The sequence below is a fragment of the Terrabacter tumescens genome, from assembly GCF_014646815.1.
In the GTDB taxonomy this organism is placed as follows: Bacteria; Actinomycetota; Actinomycetes; order Actinomycetales; family Dermatophilaceae; genus Terrabacter; species Terrabacter tumescens.
Genome location: NZ_BMNZ01000004.1, coordinates 48402 through 66609, shown reverse-complemented (window position 1 = coordinate 66609; position 18208 = coordinate 48402). Strand labels below are relative to the sequence as shown.

Sequence of the window (18208 nt, the reverse complement as noted above, 5' to 3'; positions counted from 1 at the left end):
TGTGACGACGCGGCCACCCGACGGGAAGGGTGGCCATGAACGTGGGACGGGGCGGCCACTCGAGCGTCGAGTGGCCGCCCCGTCACAGGTCTCGCCGGCGTCCCGGCCGGCTGACGGGTCAGGCCTTTTTGGCGGCGGCCTTCTTCGTCGTGCGCGTGGTCGCCTTCTTCGCGGTCTTCTTGGCCGCCTTCTTCACGGCGCGCTTGCGGGTCGTCGGCCCCTTGGCGCGCTTCTCGGCGAGCAGCTCGAAGCCGCGCTCCGACGTGATCTCGGCCGGGTCGTCGTCCTTGCGCAGCGTCGCGTTGGTCTCGCCGTCGGTGACGTAGGGACCGAACCGGCCGTCCTTGACGACGACGGGCTTGCCGCTGACCGGGTCGGCGCCGAGCTCCTTGAGCGGCGGCGCCGCTGCCGCCCGACCCCGCTGCTTGGGCTGCGCGTAGATCGCGAGCGCCTCCTCGAGCGTGATGTCGAAGAGCTGCTGCTCGGTCGTCAGCGAGCGCGAGTCCGTGCCCTTCTTGAGGTACGGGCCGTAGCGGCCGTTCTGCGCCGTGATCTCGACACCCTCGGCGTCCGCGCCCACGACCCGCGGCAGCGAGAGCAGCTTGAGCGCGTCGTCGATGGTGAGCGTCGCGAGCTCCATGTCCTTGAAGAGCGACGCGGTGCGCGGCTTGACCTTGGCAGCCTTCTTGGCCTTGGGCTTGTCTGCGGCAGAAGGCTCGTCGTCCTCGATGACCTCGGTGACGTAGGGCCCGTAGCGGCCGGCGCGGGCGACGATGTCGCGGCCGGTCCCGGGGTCCTTGCCGAGCACCTTGCCGTCGTCGGCGGCGACCTCGAGCAGCTCGCGCGCCATCTCGGGGGTCATCTCGTCCGGGGCGATGTCGTCGGTGATCGTCGCGCGGCGCGGGTTGGCCGGCACCTCGGCGCCGTCGGCGACCTCGCCCGTCGCGAGGTCGACACCAGCCGGCACGACCTCCTCGACGTAGGGACCGTAGCGACCCACGCGCACGACGATGCCGTCGCCGATCGGGATGGTGCTGATCTCCTTGGCGTCGATCTCACCGAGGTCCTCGACGAGGCTGCGCAGCCCGGCGGCCGAGGTCGCCTCCTCGCCGAAGTAGAAGCGCTTGAGCCACTCGACGCGTCCCTCGTCGCCGTTGGCGATGCGGTCGAGGTCCTCCTCCATCGAGGCGGTGAACTCGTAGTCGACGAGGTTGCCGAAGTGCTCCTCGAGCAGGCGCGTCACGGCGAAGGCGAGCCACGTCGGCACGAGGGCCTGGCCCTTGGTGAAGACGTAGCCGCGGTCCTGGATCGTGCCGATCGTCGCGGCATACGTGGACGGGCGGCCGATGCCGCGCTCCTCCATGGCCTTGACGAGCGTGGCCTCGGTGAAGCGTGCCGGCGGGCTGGTCTCGTGGCCGTCGGCCTCGGCGCGCACGACCTGGAGCGGGACGCCCGCCGAGAGCTTGGGCAGGCGGCGCTCCTCGGCGGCGGCGTCGGCCTTGGCGGTGGCCTCGTCGTCGCGGCCCTCCTCGTACGCGGCGAGGAAGCCCTTGAAGGTGATGACGGTGCCGCTCGCGCTGAACTCGACGGACTGCGCGCCCTCGATCGCCGTGTCGGCGGCGAGCTTGACCGTGGCGGTCGAGCCGCGGGCGTCGGCCATCTGCGAGGCGACGGTGCGCTTCCAGATCAGCTCGTAGAGCGCGAACTCCTCGCCGCGCAGCGAGCCGGCGACCTGGGCCGGGGAGCGGAAGCGGTCACCGGCGGGGCGGATCGCCTCGTGGGCCTCCTGCGCGTTCTTGACCTTCTTCTCGTAGCGGCGCGGGCTGTCCGGCACGTACTCGGCGCCGTACATGTCGCGGGCCTGGCTGCGCGCGGCGGTCGTCGCGGCATCCGACAGCGTCGTGCTGTCGGTACGCATGTAGGTGATGTAGCCGTTCTCGTAGAGCCGCTGCGCGACGCGCATCGCGTTCTTGGACGACATGCGCAGCTTGCGCGACGCCTCCTGCTGGAGGGTCGAGGTGGTGAACGGCGCCGACGGGCGGCGGGTGTAGGGCTTCTCCTGGACGTCGGTGACGCGCGCCGTCAGCGGGAGGCACGCGGCAGCGATCCGGGTCGCGAGCGCCTCGTCGAGGTGGACGACGCCCTTGCCGGTCAGGCGGCCGTCGTCGGCGAAGTCGCGGCCGGTGGCGACGCGGACGCCGTCGACGGAGGACAGGCGCGCGGTGAACTGCTGGCTCGCGCTGTCGGGGGTGAAGTCGCCCTCGACGTCCCAGTAGGAGGAGCGGACGAACGCCATGCGCTCGCGCTCGCGCTCGACGACCATGCGGGTCGCGACGGACTGCACGCGGCCGGCCGAGAGGCCCTGGCGCACCTTGCGCCACAGGACCGGGCTGACCTCGTAGCCGTAGAGGCGGTCGAGGATGCGGCGGGTCTCCTGGGCGTCGACCATCGCGGTGTCGATCTCGCGGGTGTCGTTGACGGCACGCTGGATCGCCTCGCGGGTGATCTCGTGGAACACCATGCGCTTCACGGGAACCCGCGGCTTCAGTGCCTCGAGCAGGTGCCACGCGATGGCCTCGCCCTCGCGGTCCTCATCGGTGGCGAGGTAGAGCTCGCTGGCGTCCTTGAGCAGGCGCTTGAGCTCGGCGACCTTCTTCTTCTTGTCCGGGTCGACGACGTAGTACGGCTCGAAGCCGTTGTCGACGTCGACGGCGAACTTGCCGAACGGGCCCTTCTTCATGTCGGCCGGCAGCTCGGAAGGGTTGGGCAGGTCACGGATGTGACCGACGGACGCCTCGACCTCGAAGTCTCCTCCGAGGTAGCCGGCGATGGTCTTCGCCTTGGCGGGCGACTCCACGATGACGAGCTTGCGGCCCTTGCCTGCGGCCATGGTGCACCTTCGACTTCCCGCATCTCACGTGCAGCGGATTCGTCGCTGCCCCGACGTGGACGCGGACCGACCGTAACAGCCCGGGCCGCGCGGGGTCTCCCGGCATCCGTGGGAGAGGGCGTATGCCGTGTCGCGCGGTGCGCCGCGTCGGTGCCCTCGGGCGGCCGGCCGGGACCGCGCCCTCGAGGCGCCTCGCGCTCGTCCGGCTCAGGCGACGGACCAGTGGATGACGGTGCGCCAGGTCGCGGGGTCGGGCTCGCGCTCGGGGTCGCTGAGGTAGCTCTCCCAGACGAGGTATCCCGGGACCAGCCGCTGGCCGACCATCCACTGCTCGACCTGGCCGTAGGTCTCGCCCATGGTGTCGTAGGGCCCGACGTGGACGGCCTCGACGGCGCGGCCGCCGGGCAGGGTGCCGGGCACCACCTCGCCGTCGGGCTCGAGCGGGGCCGTGACGGGGAAGCCGGCCTCGACGTCGACGGTCGTGCTCGGCATGCTCCGGTAGAGCCCGAAGGGTGGCCCCGCAACATCCCGGCCCTGCTTCGCGACGGCCGCGGCGGCGGCGGTGAAGGCGCGGGCGAAGAATGCGGGCAGCTCGTCCATCGCCACCGTGGCCCGCAGGACGGCGGTGGGCTGCTCGGTCGTCTCGACGGTGCGTATCTCGTTCATCGCTCCAGCGTGACCCGCCCACGCGGCCCTCGACAGGGCCCAAGGACCCGGGACGGTCGGTCCCGAAGCGGGCCCCACGGCATACGTCCTCGGGAATGATGGCGCCCGAGGCCACGTTCCCTCTGATAGTTTAGACTTCAACAACTTCGGAAGGAACCCCCATGTCAGCCCCCGTCCTCTACCTCAGCCACGGCGCCCCGCCGCTCGCCGACGACGAGCGCTGGACGGGCGAGCTCGCCGGCTGGTCCGCCGACCTGCCGAAGCCCAAGGACGTCCTCATGGTGTCCGCGCACTGGGAGGACGCGCCGACGACGCTCGGCTCGACGACCGGCGCCCCGCTCACCTACGACTTCTGGGGCTTCCCGCAGAAGTACTACGACGTGACCTACGACGCCCCGGCCGCCCCCACGCTCGCCGACGACGTGACGAAGCTGCTCACCTGGCCCGGCCACCAGGTGCACCGCGACGAGGCCCGCGGGCTCGACCACGGCGCCTACGTCCCGCTCAAGGAGATGTTCCCCGCCGCCGACGTGCCGGTGCTCCAGATGTCGATGCCGACGCTCGACCCGCGCGGCCTCTTCGAGATCGGCCGGCGACTCGCCCCGCTGCGCGAGCAGGGCACGATGATCGTCGGCTCCGGCTTCACGACCCACAACCTGCGCTGGTTCAACCCGGCAGGCGGATCTGACGGCACCCCGCCCCGTGCGAGCGCCGAGTTCGACCACTGGGCCCAGGAGGCCATGAAGGCCCAGGACGTCGACAGCCTGCTCGACTTCCTCGACAAGGCGCCGGCCGCGCACGAGGCGCACCCGCGCACCGAGCACTTCGCGCCGCTCTTCGTCACGCTGGGCGCGGCCTACGAGTCCGGCGGCCTCGACAACAAGAGCGTCATCGACGGCTTCTGGTTCGGCCTGAGCAAGCGCTCCTGGCAGTTCGGCTGAGCCACGACCCCGGGGGCTCGACGACTCTCCGGCGGGACCGGGGAACCCGCGGGTAACCCCACCCGTTCGAGAGGTGTGGGGCCCCACATTCGCGGCCGCGGCTCGGAACCTCCCCTGACTCCGAGCCGCGGTCGCTCCCTCTCTCCTCGTGCTTCACCGAGGAGGTCCGAGGGGGGTCTGCGGGGCCACGGAACCCACTCGTTCACCCATCCGTCGCAGGCGCGCGGCACGTAGAGTGGCCGTACGCCCAGCGAGCGCGCCGCCGGCGTGTGTCGTGCGCCCTCCGCGGTGCACCTCCCACGGTCCCGGCGGCGGTCCCGCTCGACGGGCGAGGGACTTCGGTCGCGTCGCCGACGCGGCCGGCACGCGAGGGAAGGACCCGCAAGAGATGACTGACCAGCCCGCCGCCCAGCAGGCGACCGCAGCAGCGCCCGCCCAGGTCGCCCCCCTCGAGCCGCCGCCCGGCGAGGCCTTCATCCTCACGGCGCCCGCGCCGACCGCGCCCGTGGCCGAGACCGCCGCCCCCAAGATGGCCCCGGCGGTGCCCGAGGCCGCGCTGCCCGGTCTCGACGCCAAGGTCGACACCTACCTCGAGTCGCTCAGCAAGGCCGCGGCCCGCTCCCCCGAGTGGGAGACCAAGGCCGCCGACGTGCGCAGCATGGGCAACGACGAGGTGCGCTTCGCCGCCGAGAGCAGCAACCGCATGCTCCAGATGCCGGTCAAGGCGCTCAACGAGGGCGGCCTGTCGGGCAACTCCAAGGTCGGCAAGACCCTGCTCGACCTGCGCCGCACCGTCGAGGACCTCGACCCCGGCCAGGCGACCGGCGCCAAGAAGTTCCTCGGCATGATCCCGTTCGGCGACAAGGTCACCGACTACTTCCGCAAGTACCAGTCGGCGCAGAGCCACCTCAACGGCATCCTGCACTCGCTCCAGTCCGGCCAGGACGAGCTCGTCAAGGACAACGTCGCCCTCAACCTCGAGAAGAAGAACCTCTGGGAGTCGATGGGCCGGCTCAACCAGTACGTCTACGTCGCCGAGCGGCTCGACGCCAAGCTGGCCGCCCAGGTCGCAACGGTCGAGTCCAGCGACCCCGAGAAGGCCAAGGCGCTGCGCGAGGACGTCCTCTTCTACGTCCGCCAGAAGCACCAGGACCTGCTGACCCAGCTCGCCGTGTCGATCCAGAACTACCTCGCGATCGACATCATCATCAAGAACAACATCGAGCTCATCAAGGGCGTGGACCGCGCGACGACGACCACCGTCTCGGCCCTGCGCACGGCCGTCATCGTCGCCCAGGCCCTCAACAACCAGCAGCTCGTCCTCGACCAGATCACGGCGCTCAACGTGACGACCTCGGGCATCATCGAGCGCACGTCCGAGGCGCTCAAGCAGAACTCGGCGCGCATCCAGGAGCAGTCGGCCAGCTCGACGCTGTCGATCGAGTCGCTGCAGAAGGCGTTCGCCAACATCTACGAGACGATGGACACCATCGACCAGTTCAAGGTGCGGGCGCTCGACAACATGGCCGCGACGATCGGCACGCTCGAGACCGAGGTCGCCAAGTCGCGCTCCTACCTCGACCGCGTCTCCAAGCAGGACGCCCGGCGCGCCGAGAACGCCGCACCCGGACTGCTCGACCTCGGCTCGAGCCGGTGAGCCCGGCGGCCTGACGCAGCAGGCCCGTCGAGCTCGTGCAGGATGTGCGTGGCCGGTCGACGGTCGGCGCACGACACACCAGAGGGGAACAACGCAGTGGGAATCCGGTCGTGGTTCGGGTTGGACAGGCCCGAGGCACCCGAGCCGGTGCGCTCGGGACCACCGACCACCGAGCAGCTGCTCGGCGCGCTCGACTCCATCGAGGCACAGGCCCGTGAGGGCCGCGTGCCGGGCGTCGTGCTCTCCCGCCTGCTGCGCGTCACCCGGATCGTGCGCCAGACCCTGCCGCGCCTCGACAACCTCGGCCTCGGCAGCAGTCAGGGCTTCAGCGTCATGGCCACCGCCACCGACTACCTCCCGGTCGCCATCGGCAACTACCTGCGCCTGCCCCGCGACTGGGCCGACACCCGTCCCATCGCGGCGGGCAAGAGCTCGGTGATGCTCCTCGTCGACCAGCTCGACCTGCTCGGCACGACGATGGACAAGGTCTACGACGCCGTGTGCCGCGCCGACGCCGAGGCGATCATCGTGCACGGGGCGTTCCTCGAGCAGAAGTTCGGGCAGGCGTCGGCCGGGGGCGCGCTCGGGCTCGGTCCCGACCCGGTGCAGGTGGCGCCGCAGCCCCCCGGACCGTCCCTGTCGCCCGGCCCGCTGGCCCCACCCGAGTGAGGATGCCCGAACGCATGAGCAGTGACGAGTCCCGCCTCGCCGAGAGCCTGGAGCAGCTGAGCGACGTCGCCGCCGAGGCCGGCCTCGACCCGGCCGCGGCCCGCGACGAGGGGCTGCGCGTCGCCGCGGCCCTGGCCGAGTCGGTGCCCGGTGCCGCGCCCGCCTGGGCCGAGGTCGCGCACCCCGGCCTGACCGACCTCGCCTCGATCAACGAGGCCTTCTTCGAGGCCGCGTCCCGCGGGCGTCGCTGGCGCGGCGCCCCGACCGAGCTGCTCGAGGCGCTCGTCGGCGCTCGGCACGGCCTCGCCGCCGAGTACGCCGAGGCGCTGACCGAGGTCGCCTCCTCGGCCGTCATGCTCGGCACCGCGCCGATCTGGGTCATCGCCAACGCCTCTGCCGCGTCGGGCGCCTACCTCGCGGCGGCCCGTATGCCGTCGGCCGAGCGGGTACCCGCGTTCCCAGGGAACGTGCCGGCCGGCATACCGGGGATGGGCCTCGGCTCCCCCGATGCGATGCGGCCGAGCATCCCCGGCCCGATGGACCCCCGGAAGCTCGACCCGTCCGTCGCACAGGGCGATCCGGTCGGCGATCCGGTCGGTGCCACCGCGGCTGCCGCCCCGGCCGAGCCCGCCCCCGCGCCGGAGAAGCCCGCCGAGCCCGAGCGGACCGTCGAGGAGCTGCTCGCCGAGCTCGACGGGATGATCGGCCTGGCCCGGGTCAAGAAGGAGATCCACCGGCAGGTGGCCCTGCTCACCGTCGAGAAGATGCGCACCGAGGCCGGGCTCAAGGCCCCCAAGATGAGCCGGCACCTGATCTTCGTCGGCAACCCCGGCACCGGCAAGACGACCGTCGCCCGGCTCGTCGGCGGCATCTACAAGGCGCTCGGGCTGCTGCCCACGGGCCAGCTCGTCGAGGTCGACCGCAGCGAGCTCGTCGCCGGCTACGTCGGGCAGACCGCGATGAAGACGGCCGAGGTCTGCGCCAAGGCGACCGGCGGCGTGCTCTTCATCGACGAGGCCTACGCCCTGACCGGCGACCAGTACGCCCAGGAGGCCGTCAACACCCTCGTCAAGGAGATGGAGGACCACCGCGAGGACCTCGTCGTCATCGTGGCCGGCTACCCCGACCCGATGGTCGGCTTCATCGCCCAGAACCCCGGTCTCGCGAGCCGGTTCACCACGACGATCGAGTTCGACGACTACTCCGACGACGAGCTGCTCGCCATCCTCGACTCCATCGCGGGCGGCAGCGACTACGAGCTGACCGACGACGCGCGCACCCGCGTCCGGCACCAGCTCGAGGCGACGCCGCGCACCCCCGCCTTCGGCAACGGGCGCTTCTCGCGCAACCTCTTCGAGCACGCCGTCGGCCGGCACGCCTGGCGCCTGAAGGACGCGACGGAGCCGACGCGCGACGAGCTGCGTCTACTCACCGCGGGCGACTTCACGGAGCAGCCCGACGACACCGAGCAGCCCGAGCAGCCCGAACAGCTCGAGCACCCAGACGAGACCACGCAGGATCCGGCGGCGGTCAGGGCAGACCCTGATGGTCCGGCGGCCCCCGATGGAGCAGTCTCGGACGACGAGCACGACCAGCACGACCAGCACGACGAAGCGGACGAGACGCACGACGAGCACGCCGACCCCAGCGCGACCGAGCACGAGGACACCGCATGAGCGCACCGACGACGAACATCCCCGTCGCCATCCCGGCGGGCGCGTCGTCCGGCGCGCCCGGCACCCAGCCGCCGCGGACCATCGCCGGCAGCCTGTCCGGCGGCGTCCCCGGCGCACGCGGCATCGCCGGCCGGCTCCTGCACGGCACGCCGGGCCGCATGCGCCTCTTCGGCCTGCTCGGGGTCATCGCCGCCGTGCTGCTCGGCGCGGTCAGCGCCAACGCGCTGCTCGCCTCGCAGGCCGCCGTCGAGCGCGCCGCCAACAACACCGCGCAGGTGGTGCGCGCCCAGTCGATCCACGTCGACCTCCTGCGCGCCGACGCCGTCGCCACCAACGCCTTCCTCGTCGGCGGCCTCGAGTCCGCTGAGTCCCGCGCCCGCTACGAGGCCGCCATGTCCCGCGTCGCGTCCGGCATCGCGACGGCGGCCGCCGCCCAGCCCGCCGACGGCAAGGCCCTCGGCGTTCTCGCCGAGCGGGTGCAGACGTATGCCGCCCTCGTCGAGCAGGCCCGCAGCAACAACCGCCTCGGCCTGCCGGTCGGGGCGCAGTACCTCACGCAGGCGAGCGCCGGCCTGCGAGCCGACGCCATCCCGATCGTGACGCAGGTCGTCAAGGCCAACGAGGACCGCTCGAGCAAGGAGTTCGACCGGAGCAACTCGAGCCTGCAGCTGCTCGTCGGCGTCCTGTCCCTCATCGGGCTCGTCGCCCTCGCGGTCTGGCTCGCGAAGCGCACGCACCGCTACCTCAACCCGTCCCTGACCGGCGCCATCGCGCTGCTCCTCGTCGCGCTCTTCGTCACGGCGACGACGATCACCGGCATCGGCAGGGCGACCCGGGACGTCGCCCAGGGCGACTTCCAGAGCGCCGTGACCCTCGCGAACATCACGACGGCCGCCAACGACGCCCGCGCCAACGAGAGCCTCACCCTCATCAAGCGCGGCTCGGGCGCCGCCAACGAGACGTCGTGGAAGACCGACAAGACGGACGTCGACACCGACCTCGACCGCCTCAAGGACGCGACCCTGATCTCGCTGTGGGGCGACTACGTCGCCTCCCACCAGAAGGTCCGCTCGCTCGACGACGGCGGCCGGTGGGACGACGCCGTCAAGCTGTCGACGAGCACGGCCACCGACGGGGCGGCCAAGACCTTCGGCGACTTCGACGTGGCCGTGACCAAGGCGCGCGACGACGCCGGCAAGACGACTGTCACCAATCTGCAGGGCCAGGGCGGGAGCGCACCGCTGCTCGCCGTGGTCGTCGGCCTCGTCGCGCTGGCCGCGTCGTGGCTCGTCGTCCGAGGTATCGGCCAGCGGATCGAGGAGTACCGATGAGCGCCCTCACGTCGTCGCTGCGGCGCCGCCTCTCCGTCCTCGTCGCCGTCGTCGGGCTCGGCGCACTGGCCGGCTGCTCGGGCGTCACGTACGCCGAGACGCAGCTGCCCACGTCCTCGGCGCCCAGGCCGTCGAGCAGCGCGCCCGCCGTGGCCGCGCCGACGTGCGACAACGCCACCCAGTCCTACGCCCCCCTCTCGAGCCTGCCGAGCCGGGGCGAGATCAGCGACGGCACGATGCGCACGATCATCGACAAGGGCTACCTCACCGTCGGCGTCTCCGCGGACACCTACCTCTTCGGGGCCCGCAACGCCTTCACGGGCGGCATCGAGGGCTTCGACATCGACATGGCTCGGGCCGTCGCCAAGGCGATCTTCGGCGACCCGAGCAAGGTGCAGCTGCGGGTCATCACGGCCGGCGACCGCATCCCGCTGCTCAAGGACCGCGAGGTCGACATGGTCGCGCGCAACATGTCGATGACGTGCGGCCGCTGGAACGACATCGCCTTCTCCGCCGAGTACTACCGCTCCGGCCAGAAGGTCCTCATCTCCAAGAGCCTGGTCACCGAGGACAAGAGCGCCGCCTCGTGGGGACTGGCCGACCTCAAGGACAAGCGGGTCTGCGCCCCCACGGGCACGACGTCGCTGACCAAGCTCCAGCAGGTCGCCCAGCCGGCCAAGACCGACGGACCGGTAGTCGTCACCGCCGGCACGCACACGGGCTGCCTCGTGCTGCTCCAGCAGGGCAAGGCCGATGCGATCACCGGTGACGACACCGTGCTCGCCGGCCTCGCCGCCCAGGACCCCAACACCGTCATCACGAGCGCCAAGGCGATCACCGTCGAGCCCTACGGCCTCGGCCTCAACAAGGCCGACACCTACCTCGCGCGCTACGTCAACCGCGTCATCGCGGACCTCGTGGCCGACGGCGAGTGGAAGGCCATCTACAACCGCTGGCTCGCCGCGCCGCTCGGTCCGGCGCCGGCGCCCCCGACACCGGTCTACGGACGATGACCGCGGTGCCGCAGAGCCATCCCGACCCGGGCACCGCCGCGCCGACGGCGCCCGGTCGCCTCGGTGTGCCCGTCCAGGCGGCCGAGGCCCAGACGTACCTCTTCGCCCTGCGCGAGTGGGTCGCCCAGCGCCGGGCCGACCTCGGCGAGGTCGACCGCGCCGTGCTCAAGCTCTCGCAGGCCGAGCAGGTCGCGATCACCAACGACCTCACGGTCGCGCTGACCTTCTGGAAGGCCGTCAGCGACCGACTGACCCTGCTCGAGACGACGTTCGACGGCGGCCGCGTCGGCCCGGTCGAGGCCGAGCGGCTCTCGACCCTCATCCACGGACGCCTCGACTCCAACACCACCGAGCACCTCGCGCTGCCGTCGAGCGGCTCGCTCGCCGTCAGCCTCCCCGAGGCGTGCCGGCTGCTCGACTCGCTGACCCGCACGCTCCAGGCACGCGCCTCCCTCGCCCCCGGAGCCGCCGAGGCGACGCAGCGAATCACCCTGGTGCGCGCGGGGATCGAGCGCACCCGTGACCAGATCCCGCTCGTCCCGGCCGGCGCCCAGCGCGACGACGCCACCGAGAAGCTCGCGCGGCTCGACCGCCGCATGGAGGACCTCGTCGAGCGCGCGCGTCGCGGCGCCGACGTCGGCGGCATCATCGGCCCGCTCGAGATCGACGTCGCCGTGCTCGAGCGCGACCTCATCGTCGCCGCCGCCGAGCGCGCCTCCGCCGCCCGCAGCCGCGTGCGCACCCAGCAGCAGGTCGAGGAGCTCGACGCCCGCGCCGCAGCCATCCGCGCCCTCGAGCGAGCCTGCGTCGAGGCGATCACCCCCGCCCCGCACCTCGCCATCCCCAACGTCCGCGCGCTGGGACCGGTGCCGCAGGCGGCAGCCGAGCTCACGGCATACCGCGACAAGCTCGAGAGGGTCTCGCGGGCCCTCGACCTCGCCCACGAGACGTATGCCGCCGGGCTGGCCGAGCGCGACGAGGTCGTCGGCCTCGTGGGCGCCGTCGGTGCGATGGCAGCGTCGGCCACGCTGGCACCCGAGGCGGCCGAGGACGTGGCCGAGCTGCGGCGCCGGCTCGACGAGACCCTCGCCGCTCGGCCCCTGCCGATCGCCCGCGCCCGGGCGCTGGCAGCCGCCTTCTCGGCCTACGTCGACACGGCCACCCGGCCCCAGCCGCGCGCCGGGCGCACGGCCCCCCGTCCTCCTGCACCCCGACCCCAGAGGCCACGCCCATGACCTGCACGCAGCCGGGCTGCACCGGAACGATCGTCGACGGCTACTGCGACCTCTGCGGCATGGCCGCCGGGTCCAACCCCGTCCCCGTCGCGGCGGGTGCCGCCGCGTCCCAGGGCGGCGCCGCATCCCTCCCGCCCGTGCCCGCACCGAGCGGCGGTCCGGCCATCCCCGAGGGCGGCGCGTGCCAGCAGCCCGGGTGCACCGGCACGATCGAGGCCGGCTACTGCAACGTCTGCGGCACGCCGGCCGACCAGCTGAGCGTCGCCGGCTACGCCGCTCCCGCCGACCCCCCGAACGGCGGCGCCGCCGGCGTCGAGACGGCCGTCTCCGCTGCGACGGCCGGCGTCGGCCCGGAGATCTCGACGCGCTCCGCCGCCTCGAGCAACCTCGCGTCGGCAGCCTTGGGCTCCAAGCGGGCTCGCGAGTCGGGCTCGATCGCGACCCGGCGCACCGGCGGCTCTCAGCGCCTGCGCTCGGCCCGCCTCGGCGGCGGCATCACAACCGTGCGCCCGGCGCCCGAGATCGACGCCGCCAAGGCCCTGCTGACCAACCCGTCGGTCCCCGAGAACAAGCGCTACTGCCCCAAGTGCGGCGAGCCCGTCGGCCGCGGGCGGGACGGCAAGCCCGGCCGCACGACCGGCTTCTGCGCCAAGTGCCGCCACCCGTTCTCCTTCGACCCCAAGCTCAAGGCCGGCGACCTCGTCGCAGGACAGTACGAGGTCGCGGGCTGCCTCGCGCACGGCGGTCTCGGCTGGATCTACCTCGCGCGCGACAAGAACGTCTCCGACCGGTGGGTCGTGCTCAAGGGCCTGCTCAACTCCGCCGACCCCGACGCCCTCGCCGCGGCCATCGCCGAGCAGCGCTTCCTCGCCCAGGTCTCGCACCCGAGCATCGTCGAGATCTACAACTTCGTGACGCACGACGACGCCGGCTACATCGTCATGGAGTACGTCGGCGGCACCTCGCTCAAGTCGATCCTCAAGCAGCGCCTGCAGGCGGCCGGTAAGTACGACCCGCTCCCCGTCGACCAGGCCCTCGCCTACATCCTCGAGATCCTGCCGTCGTTCCAGTACCTCCACGACCTCGGCCTCGTCTACTGCGACTTCAAGCCCGACAACATCATCCAGGTCGGTGACGAGGTCAAGCTCATCGACCTCGGCGGCGTGCGCCGCGCCGACGACGAGGACTCGGCGATCTTCGGCACCGTCGGCTACCAGGCGCCCGAGGTCGCCGAGCTCGGCGTGTCCGCGGCCTCGGACATCTACACGATCGGGCGCACCCTCGTCGTGCTGACGATGGAGTTCCGCGGCTACCAGACGACCTACCTCAACGTCCTGCCCGCGCAGGACACCGTGCCGGTCTTCCAGCGCTACGACTCCTTCTACCGGCTCGTCGCCAAGGCGTGCGCCCCCAACCGCGACGACCGCTTCGTCTCCGCCGACGAGCTGCGGTCCCAGATGATCGGAGTGCTGCGCGAGGTCGTGGCCCTCGACCGCGGGGCGGGCGCCGCGACGTCGACGGTCAGCTCGCTCCTCTTCGACGTGCCGACCCCCGGCAACGAGCCCGACGACTGGCGCAACCTGCCGGCGCTGCGGCGTGACCCGCACGACCCGCAGACGGGCTGGCTGACGACCGTGTCGGGCACCCCCGAGGAGCGGCTCTCCACCCTCAAGCGGGCCGCCGTGCGCACGACCGAGGTCCTGCTCGAGCAAGCCCGCACCGCCCTCGACGCGGGCCAGCCCGACGTGGCCGAGTCCACCGCGGCCGAGCTGCTCAAGGCCGACCCCTGGGAGTGGCGCGCGGTCTGGGTCCAGGGCCTCGCGGCCCTCGAGCGTGGCGACTCCCGCGCGGCCCAGGCGGCCTTCAACGCCGTCTACGGCCAGGTCCCCGGCGAGCTCGCCCCCAAGCTCGCCCTCGCCCAGGCGTCGGAGCAGGCGGGCGACGACGCGGTCGCCGAGAACCTCTACGTCGCGTGCGCGCGCACCGACGCGACCTACGTCCCGATGGCCGCCTTCGGCCTCGCCCGCATCCGGGCCGCGCGGTCCGACGTCGACGGCGCCGTCGCGGCATACCGGCTCGTCCCGATCCAGTCGAGCGCCTACCGCACCGCGCGGGCGGGCCTGGCCGAGCTGCTCGCCAAGGCCAACCGCGGCCTGCCCGACCTCGCGGAGGCGCTGCGCACGCTCGACGACACGTCGCTGTCGGCGCGGCGCCGGGCCGAGCTGACGACGCTGATCTACCGTGAGGCGCTCGTGACGGTGGAGAAGACCGGCAACAAGGCCGACGTCCGTCTCGGTGAGCACAAGGGCACCCCCAACGGTCTGCGAGTCGGGCTCGAGGAGGCCCTGCGCGAGCTGGCCAAGCGCACCCCCGACCTGTCCGAGCGCGTCCCCCTCGTCGACGAGGCCAACGCCATCCGACCCTGGAGCCTCTGGTGACCCACATCCCGACGACGGGAGCGCCCCACCCCGCTCCGGTCCCCGCTGACGCTGCGCCCGACCCCGGCCCTGCCGCTGCTCCGGCCGCTGTTCCTCCTGCTGCTCCTGCCGCTGCTCCTGCCGGTGCGACGCCGACGGCGTCGCGGGACTGCCCGGCCTGCGGCACGGCCAACCCTGCCGAGTCGAGCTTCTGCGAGGCCTGCGGCGCCGACCTCGTCGTCGCGGCCCGCGCGGCGGGGACGCAGCCGCCCGGTGCGTCAGGGACGCCCGGGACGCCCGGGACTCCCGAATCCCCCAGACCGGTCGAAGAGGACGCGATGCTCGCCTCGGCGACGCCGCAGACCGCCCCGGCCGGCGAGGAGTCGCCGCTCGACGTCGGCTGGACGGGCGCGGTGCCCTCGGCAGCGGTGGCCCCGGTCGACGACGAGCTGACCTGCCACGCCTGCGGGCAGGGACGCATCGTCGACGGCTACTGCGACCACTGCGGCACGCCGCCGCCCAACCCGCGCGACCACCTCGTCGAGTCACCGACCTCCTGGGTGGGCGGCGTGTGCGACATCGGCAGGCGCCACGCCCGCAACGAGGACGCCATGTCGCTCAGCGCGGCCGAGGCGCCGGGCTCACGCGCGGTCCTCGTCGTGTGCGACGGCGTCTCGATGGCGACCGACTCGCACATCGCCTCGCTCGCCGCGGCCAAGGCGGCGCGAGCGGTCCTCGACCAGCCGTTCCCCAAGGGCGCGGGCACGCCGGACGCGTGGGCGGCCGGCGCCGGACGTGCGCTGACCGGCGCCGTCGCCCGGGCCAACGAGGCCGTGGCCGCTGCCGTGGTCGAGGACGTGCCCAACCCGCCCTCGTGCACCTTCGTGGCCGCGGTCGTCGAGGACGACGTCATCGTCGCGGGCAACGTCGGCGACAGCCGCGTCTACTGGCTGCCCGACGCCGCCGACGAGCCCGCGCGCCAGCTGGGGCGCGACGACTCGTTCGCCCAGGAGCAGATGGCCGCGGGCGTGCCCCGTCAGGAGGCCGAGACCGGTCCGCACGCGCACTCGATCACGCGCTGGCTCGGCCGGGACGCCCCCGACGACCTCACGCCGCACCTGACGACGCTGACGGCGACGCCCGGCTGGCTCATGGTCTGCTCCGACGGCCTCTGGAACTACTGCTCCGAGGCGGAGGCGCTGCGCACCCTGCTGCACGACGCGGCCGGCCGGCTCGAGGAGCCCACGCCCACCGCGGTGGCGCAGGCGCTCGTCGACTTCGCCAACGAGCAGGGTGGACGCGACAACATCACGGTTGCCCTCGCCAGACTGGCTGGGCGAGGATCGAGCACGACGAGCGAGGCGACCGCATCGGCGGCGCCGGTGGAAGGGGACCCGACGGATGGCTGACTTCACGGCAGAGGTGTTCCAGAACGAGTTCCTGCCCGACGGGGGCACCGACGTGCACGCCATCGTGCGTGTGACGTCCACCGGTGCGTCCACCGCGACGGCCTCGTCCGGGACGACCGACCCCGGATCGGCCGCCGAGGTCATCCTCATCGACACCTCGGGCTCCATGGGCCGCCGCGGCGTGCAGGCCGCCGGCGAGGCTGCCAAGGCGGCGCTCGCCGAGATCGTCGACGGCACGCTCTTCTCGATCGTCTCGGGCAACGGCACCGCCCAGATCGTCTACCCCTACAGCCACCAGGGCGCCCTCGTGCCGATGTCGGGGCACACCCGTGGCGAGGCCAACCGCGCCATCGAGGGGCTGCGCGCCAACGGCGGCACGGCGATGGGCACGTGGCTGACGCTCGCCCGCCAGATCTTCGAGACGGTCCCCCACGTGACCAAGCGCCACGCGATCCTGCTCACCGACGGCGTCAACGAGGGCGAGACGCCGGCCTCGCTGCAGGCCGCGGTCGCAAGCTGCGTCGGCGCCTTCCAGTGCGACTGCCGCGGCGTCGGTGACCAGTGGCGCGTCGACGAGGTGCGCGGCATCGCCTCGGCGCTGCTCGGCACCGTCGACCTCATCCCGGCCCCCGAGGAGATGGCGGCGGAGTTCGAGGCGATGATGCGCGCCTCGATGTCGCGCGGCATCGCCAACTCCGAGCTGCGCGTGTGGGTCCCGCAGGGCGCCGAGCTGCTCTTCGTCAAGCAGGTCTCGCCCACGCTCGAGGACCTCACCTCGCGCCGCACCGTCGTCAACCCGCTCACGGGTGCCTACCCGACCGGGGCGTGGTCCGACGAGAGCCGCGACTACCACGTGGCCGTCCGCCTCCCGGCCCGCACGCTCGGGCAGGAGCAGCTCGCGGCCCGCGTGCAGTTCTCGCTCGGCGGCGACCCCGTCGCGCAGGCGCTCGTCAAGGCCAAGTGGAGCAACGACGACTCGCTCACGACGCGCATCGACCCCGCCGTCGCCGCCTACACCGGTCAGGCCGAGCTCGCCACCGTCATCCAGGAGGGCCTGGCCGCCAAGGCCGCCGGCCAGGACGACGTCGCCACGGCCAAGCTCGGCCGCGCCGTCCAGCTCGCCGACGCGACGGGCAACGACGAGATGACGACGCGCCTGAAGAAGGTCGTCGAGATCGACGACGCCGACACGGGCACCGTCCGCCTCAAGAAGAGCGCGTCCAAGATCGACGAGATGTCGCTCGACACCGCCTCGACGAAGACGAGCCGGGTGCGCCGATGAGCGCTGTCTGCCCCAACGGACACACGTCCGAGGCCGAGGACTACTGCGACACCTGCGGATCCCCCATCGACGCGAGCGCGCAGCCGGCGGCGAGCGCCGAGCCGGCGGGTGGCCCCGCACCGTCGTCGACCGGCTCCTCGCTCGACCTCGGACCATGGGGTGTGCCGTCCGCCGCGGCGAGCGCGCCCGTCGAGCCTCCGGCCACTCCCACCGCGCTCGTGTGCCCGAACTGCAAGACCGAGAACCCCGACGGTGCGCTGTTCTGCGAGGCCTGCGGCTACGACTTCACGACCGGCGCCATGCCGCGCGACCCCTCGGCCGTGCCCGGTGAGCTCGACGACACCGAGCCCGACGGCGAGGCCGTCCCCGGCCCGGAGGCCGCAGCGGCTGCAGCGGCAGCGGCGGCTGGCTCGGCCACCGGTGCCGCGGCCGGCTCGGCCGCCGGTTCGACGGCGGGGGCCGGTACGGGGGCCGCACCCGAGACGTTCGAGTGGCTGGCCGAGGTCTGGGTCGACCCCGACTGGTACCAGACCCAGGAGGCGGAGGACCCATGCCCCTCCCCCGGACTGCCGACGATCATGCCGCTGCGTCACCGCAGCGTGCTGCTCGGGCGCGTGTCGACGAGCAAGAACACCCGGCCCGAGATCGACCTGTCGTCCGACCCGGGCGTCAGCCGCCGGCACGCCCAGCTGACGACCGACGGCACGCGCTGGTTCGTCGAGGACCTCGGCAGCTCCAACGGCACCTTCGTCGGCCCGGCCGCCGGGCCGCTGCCCGTCACGGCCATCGCCGTCGGGCCCAAGACCGAGCTCAGTGACGACGACCGGCTCTACGTCGGTGCCTGGACCCGCGTCGTCGTGCGCCGGGCCACGCCCGACGAGGTCGAGGCCTACGCCTGACGACCGTCCCCCCTTCTCGTCGAGTGGCCTCTCCGTCACACCCGACCCACCCGTCGTCGGGTGACCGGTGTGACGGCGGGGCCACTCGAGCTCGTCTGCGGCCCGGCCGTGTGACGACGGGGC

13 protein-coding genes are annotated in these 18208 nt (G+C 72.8%); 11 read left to right on the top strand and 2 right to left on the bottom strand.

Annotated elements, in window-relative coordinates; all coding sequences use genetic code 11:
- Positions 1-118: 118 nt before the first annotated feature.
- Positions 119-2890, bottom strand: coding sequence for a type I DNA topoisomerase (gene topA / locus IEY30_RS10775; protein WP_030195387.1), 2772 nt, complete (start codon positions 2888-2890; stop codon positions 119-121).
- Positions 2891-3097: 207 nt separating this feature from the next.
- Positions 3098-3556 (bottom strand): GyrI-like domain-containing protein, encoded by a 459-nt coding sequence (locus IEY30_RS10770; RefSeq protein WP_030195385.1) that lies wholly within the window; start codon positions 3554-3556, stop codon positions 3098-3100.
- A 161-nt stretch (positions 3557-3717) separates the two neighbouring features.
- Between IEY30_RS10770 and IEY30_RS10765 the strand changes: the two genes are divergently transcribed.
- From IEY30_RS10765 to IEY30_RS10715, 11 genes are all read left to right on the top strand, one after another.
- The gene (locus tag IEY30_RS10765; protein WP_030195383.1) at positions 3718-4497 is read left to right on the top strand and encodes a dioxygenase family protein; all 780 of its coding nucleotides are present in this window, start codon (positions 3718-3720) and stop codon (positions 4495-4497) included.
- Positions 4498-4885: 388 nt separating this feature from the next.
- A complete protein-coding gene (locus IEY30_RS10760; protein WP_043416425.1) occupies positions 4886-6154 on the top strand; it encodes a toxic anion resistance protein in 1269 nt (422 codons plus the stop codon).
- A gap of 147 nt (positions 6155-6301) precedes the next feature.
- Entirely contained in the window at positions 6302-6823 is a 522-nt protein-coding gene (locus IEY30_RS10755) for a hypothetical protein (RefSeq protein ID WP_081920382.1), read from the top strand.
- A 14-nt stretch (positions 6824-6837) separates the two neighbouring features.
- A complete protein-coding gene (locus IEY30_RS10750; protein ID WP_030195372.1) occupies positions 6838-8499 on the top strand; it encodes an AAA family ATPase in 1662 nt (553 codons plus the stop codon).
- Positions 8496-9830 carry a GlnX family signal transduction membrane protein gene (locus IEY30_RS10745; protein ID WP_030195370.1) on the top strand — a complete coding sequence of 445 codons (1335 nt, stop codon included), beginning with the start codon at positions 8496-8498 and terminating at the stop codon, positions 9828-9830. The genes IEY30_RS10750 and IEY30_RS10745 overlap by 4 nt, the downstream gene beginning before the upstream one ends.
- Positions 9827-10843, top strand: coding sequence for a glutamate ABC transporter substrate-binding protein (locus IEY30_RS10740; RefSeq protein WP_030195367.1), 1017 nt, complete (start codon positions 9827-9829; stop codon positions 10841-10843). Before IEY30_RS10745 ends, IEY30_RS10740 begins: the two co-directional genes overlap by 4 nt.
- Positions 10840-12078: a hypothetical protein gene (locus tag IEY30_RS10735; RefSeq protein WP_373286699.1), complete on the top strand. Its 1239-nt coding sequence runs from the start codon at positions 10840-10842 to the stop codon at positions 12076-12078. The genes IEY30_RS10740 and IEY30_RS10735 overlap by 4 nt, the downstream gene beginning before the upstream one ends.
- Positions 12075-14516 (top strand): serine/threonine-protein kinase, encoded by a 2442-nt coding sequence (locus IEY30_RS10730; RefSeq protein ID WP_030195361.1) that lies wholly within the window; start codon positions 12075-12077, stop codon positions 14514-14516. The genes IEY30_RS10735 and IEY30_RS10730 overlap by 4 nt, the downstream gene beginning before the upstream one ends.
- On the top strand, positions 14513-15904 hold the full coding sequence (locus IEY30_RS10725) for a PP2C family protein-serine/threonine phosphatase (RefSeq protein WP_030195358.1): 1392 nt from the start codon (positions 14513-14515) through the stop codon (positions 15902-15904). Before IEY30_RS10730 ends, IEY30_RS10725 begins: the two co-directional genes overlap by 4 nt.
- Complete coding sequence (locus IEY30_RS10720) at positions 15897-17186, top strand: VWA domain-containing protein (protein ID WP_030195355.1); 1290 nt, start codon at positions 15897-15899, stop codon at positions 17184-17186. The genes IEY30_RS10725 and IEY30_RS10720 overlap by 8 nt, the downstream gene beginning before the upstream one ends.
- Positions 17183-18085, top strand: a complete 903-nt coding sequence (locus tag IEY30_RS10715; protein ID WP_030195352.1) for a double zinc ribbon and FHA domain-containing protein — start codon at positions 17183-17185, stop codon at positions 18083-18085. Before IEY30_RS10720 ends, IEY30_RS10715 begins: the two co-directional genes overlap by 4 nt.
- The last annotated feature ends 123 nt before the right edge of the window (positions 18086-18208 follow it).

Coding starts and splice junctions, on each gene's coding strand:
- topA (WP_030195387.1), bottom strand. CDS start 2,890: ATGGCCGCAGGCAAGGGCCGCAAGCTCGTCATCGTGGAGTCGCCCGCC.
- IEY30_RS10770 (WP_030195385.1), bottom strand. CDS start 3,556: ATGAACGAGATACGCACCGTCGAGACGACCGAGCAGCCCACCGCCGTC.
- IEY30_RS10765 (WP_030195383.1), top strand. CDS start 3,718: ATGTCAGCCCCCGTCCTCTACCTCAGCCACGGCGCCCCGCCGCTCGCC.
- IEY30_RS10760 (WP_043416425.1), top strand. CDS start 4,886: ATGACTGACCAGCCCGCCGCCCAGCAGGCGACCGCAGCAGCGCCCGCC.
- IEY30_RS10750 (WP_030195372.1), top strand. CDS start 6,838: ATGAGCAGTGACGAGTCCCGCCTCGCCGAGAGCCTGGAGCAGCTGAGC.
- IEY30_RS10745 (WP_030195370.1), top strand. CDS start 8,496: ATGAGCGCACCGACGACGAACATCCCCGTCGCCATCCCGGCGGGCGCG.
- IEY30_RS10740 (WP_030195367.1), top strand. CDS start 9,827: ATGAGCGCCCTCACGTCGTCGCTGCGGCGCCGCCTCTCCGTCCTCGTC.
- IEY30_RS10735 (WP_373286699.1), top strand. CDS start 10,840: ATGACCGCGGTGCCGCAGAGCCATCCCGACCCGGGCACCGCCGCGCCG.
- IEY30_RS10730 (WP_030195361.1), top strand. CDS start 12,075: ATGACCTGCACGCAGCCGGGCTGCACCGGAACGATCGTCGACGGCTAC.
- IEY30_RS10720 (WP_030195355.1), top strand. CDS start 15,897: ATGGCTGACTTCACGGCAGAGGTGTTCCAGAACGAGTTCCTGCCCGAC.
- IEY30_RS10715 (WP_030195352.1), top strand. CDS start 17,183: ATGAGCGCTGTCTGCCCCAACGGACACACGTCCGAGGCCGAGGACTAC.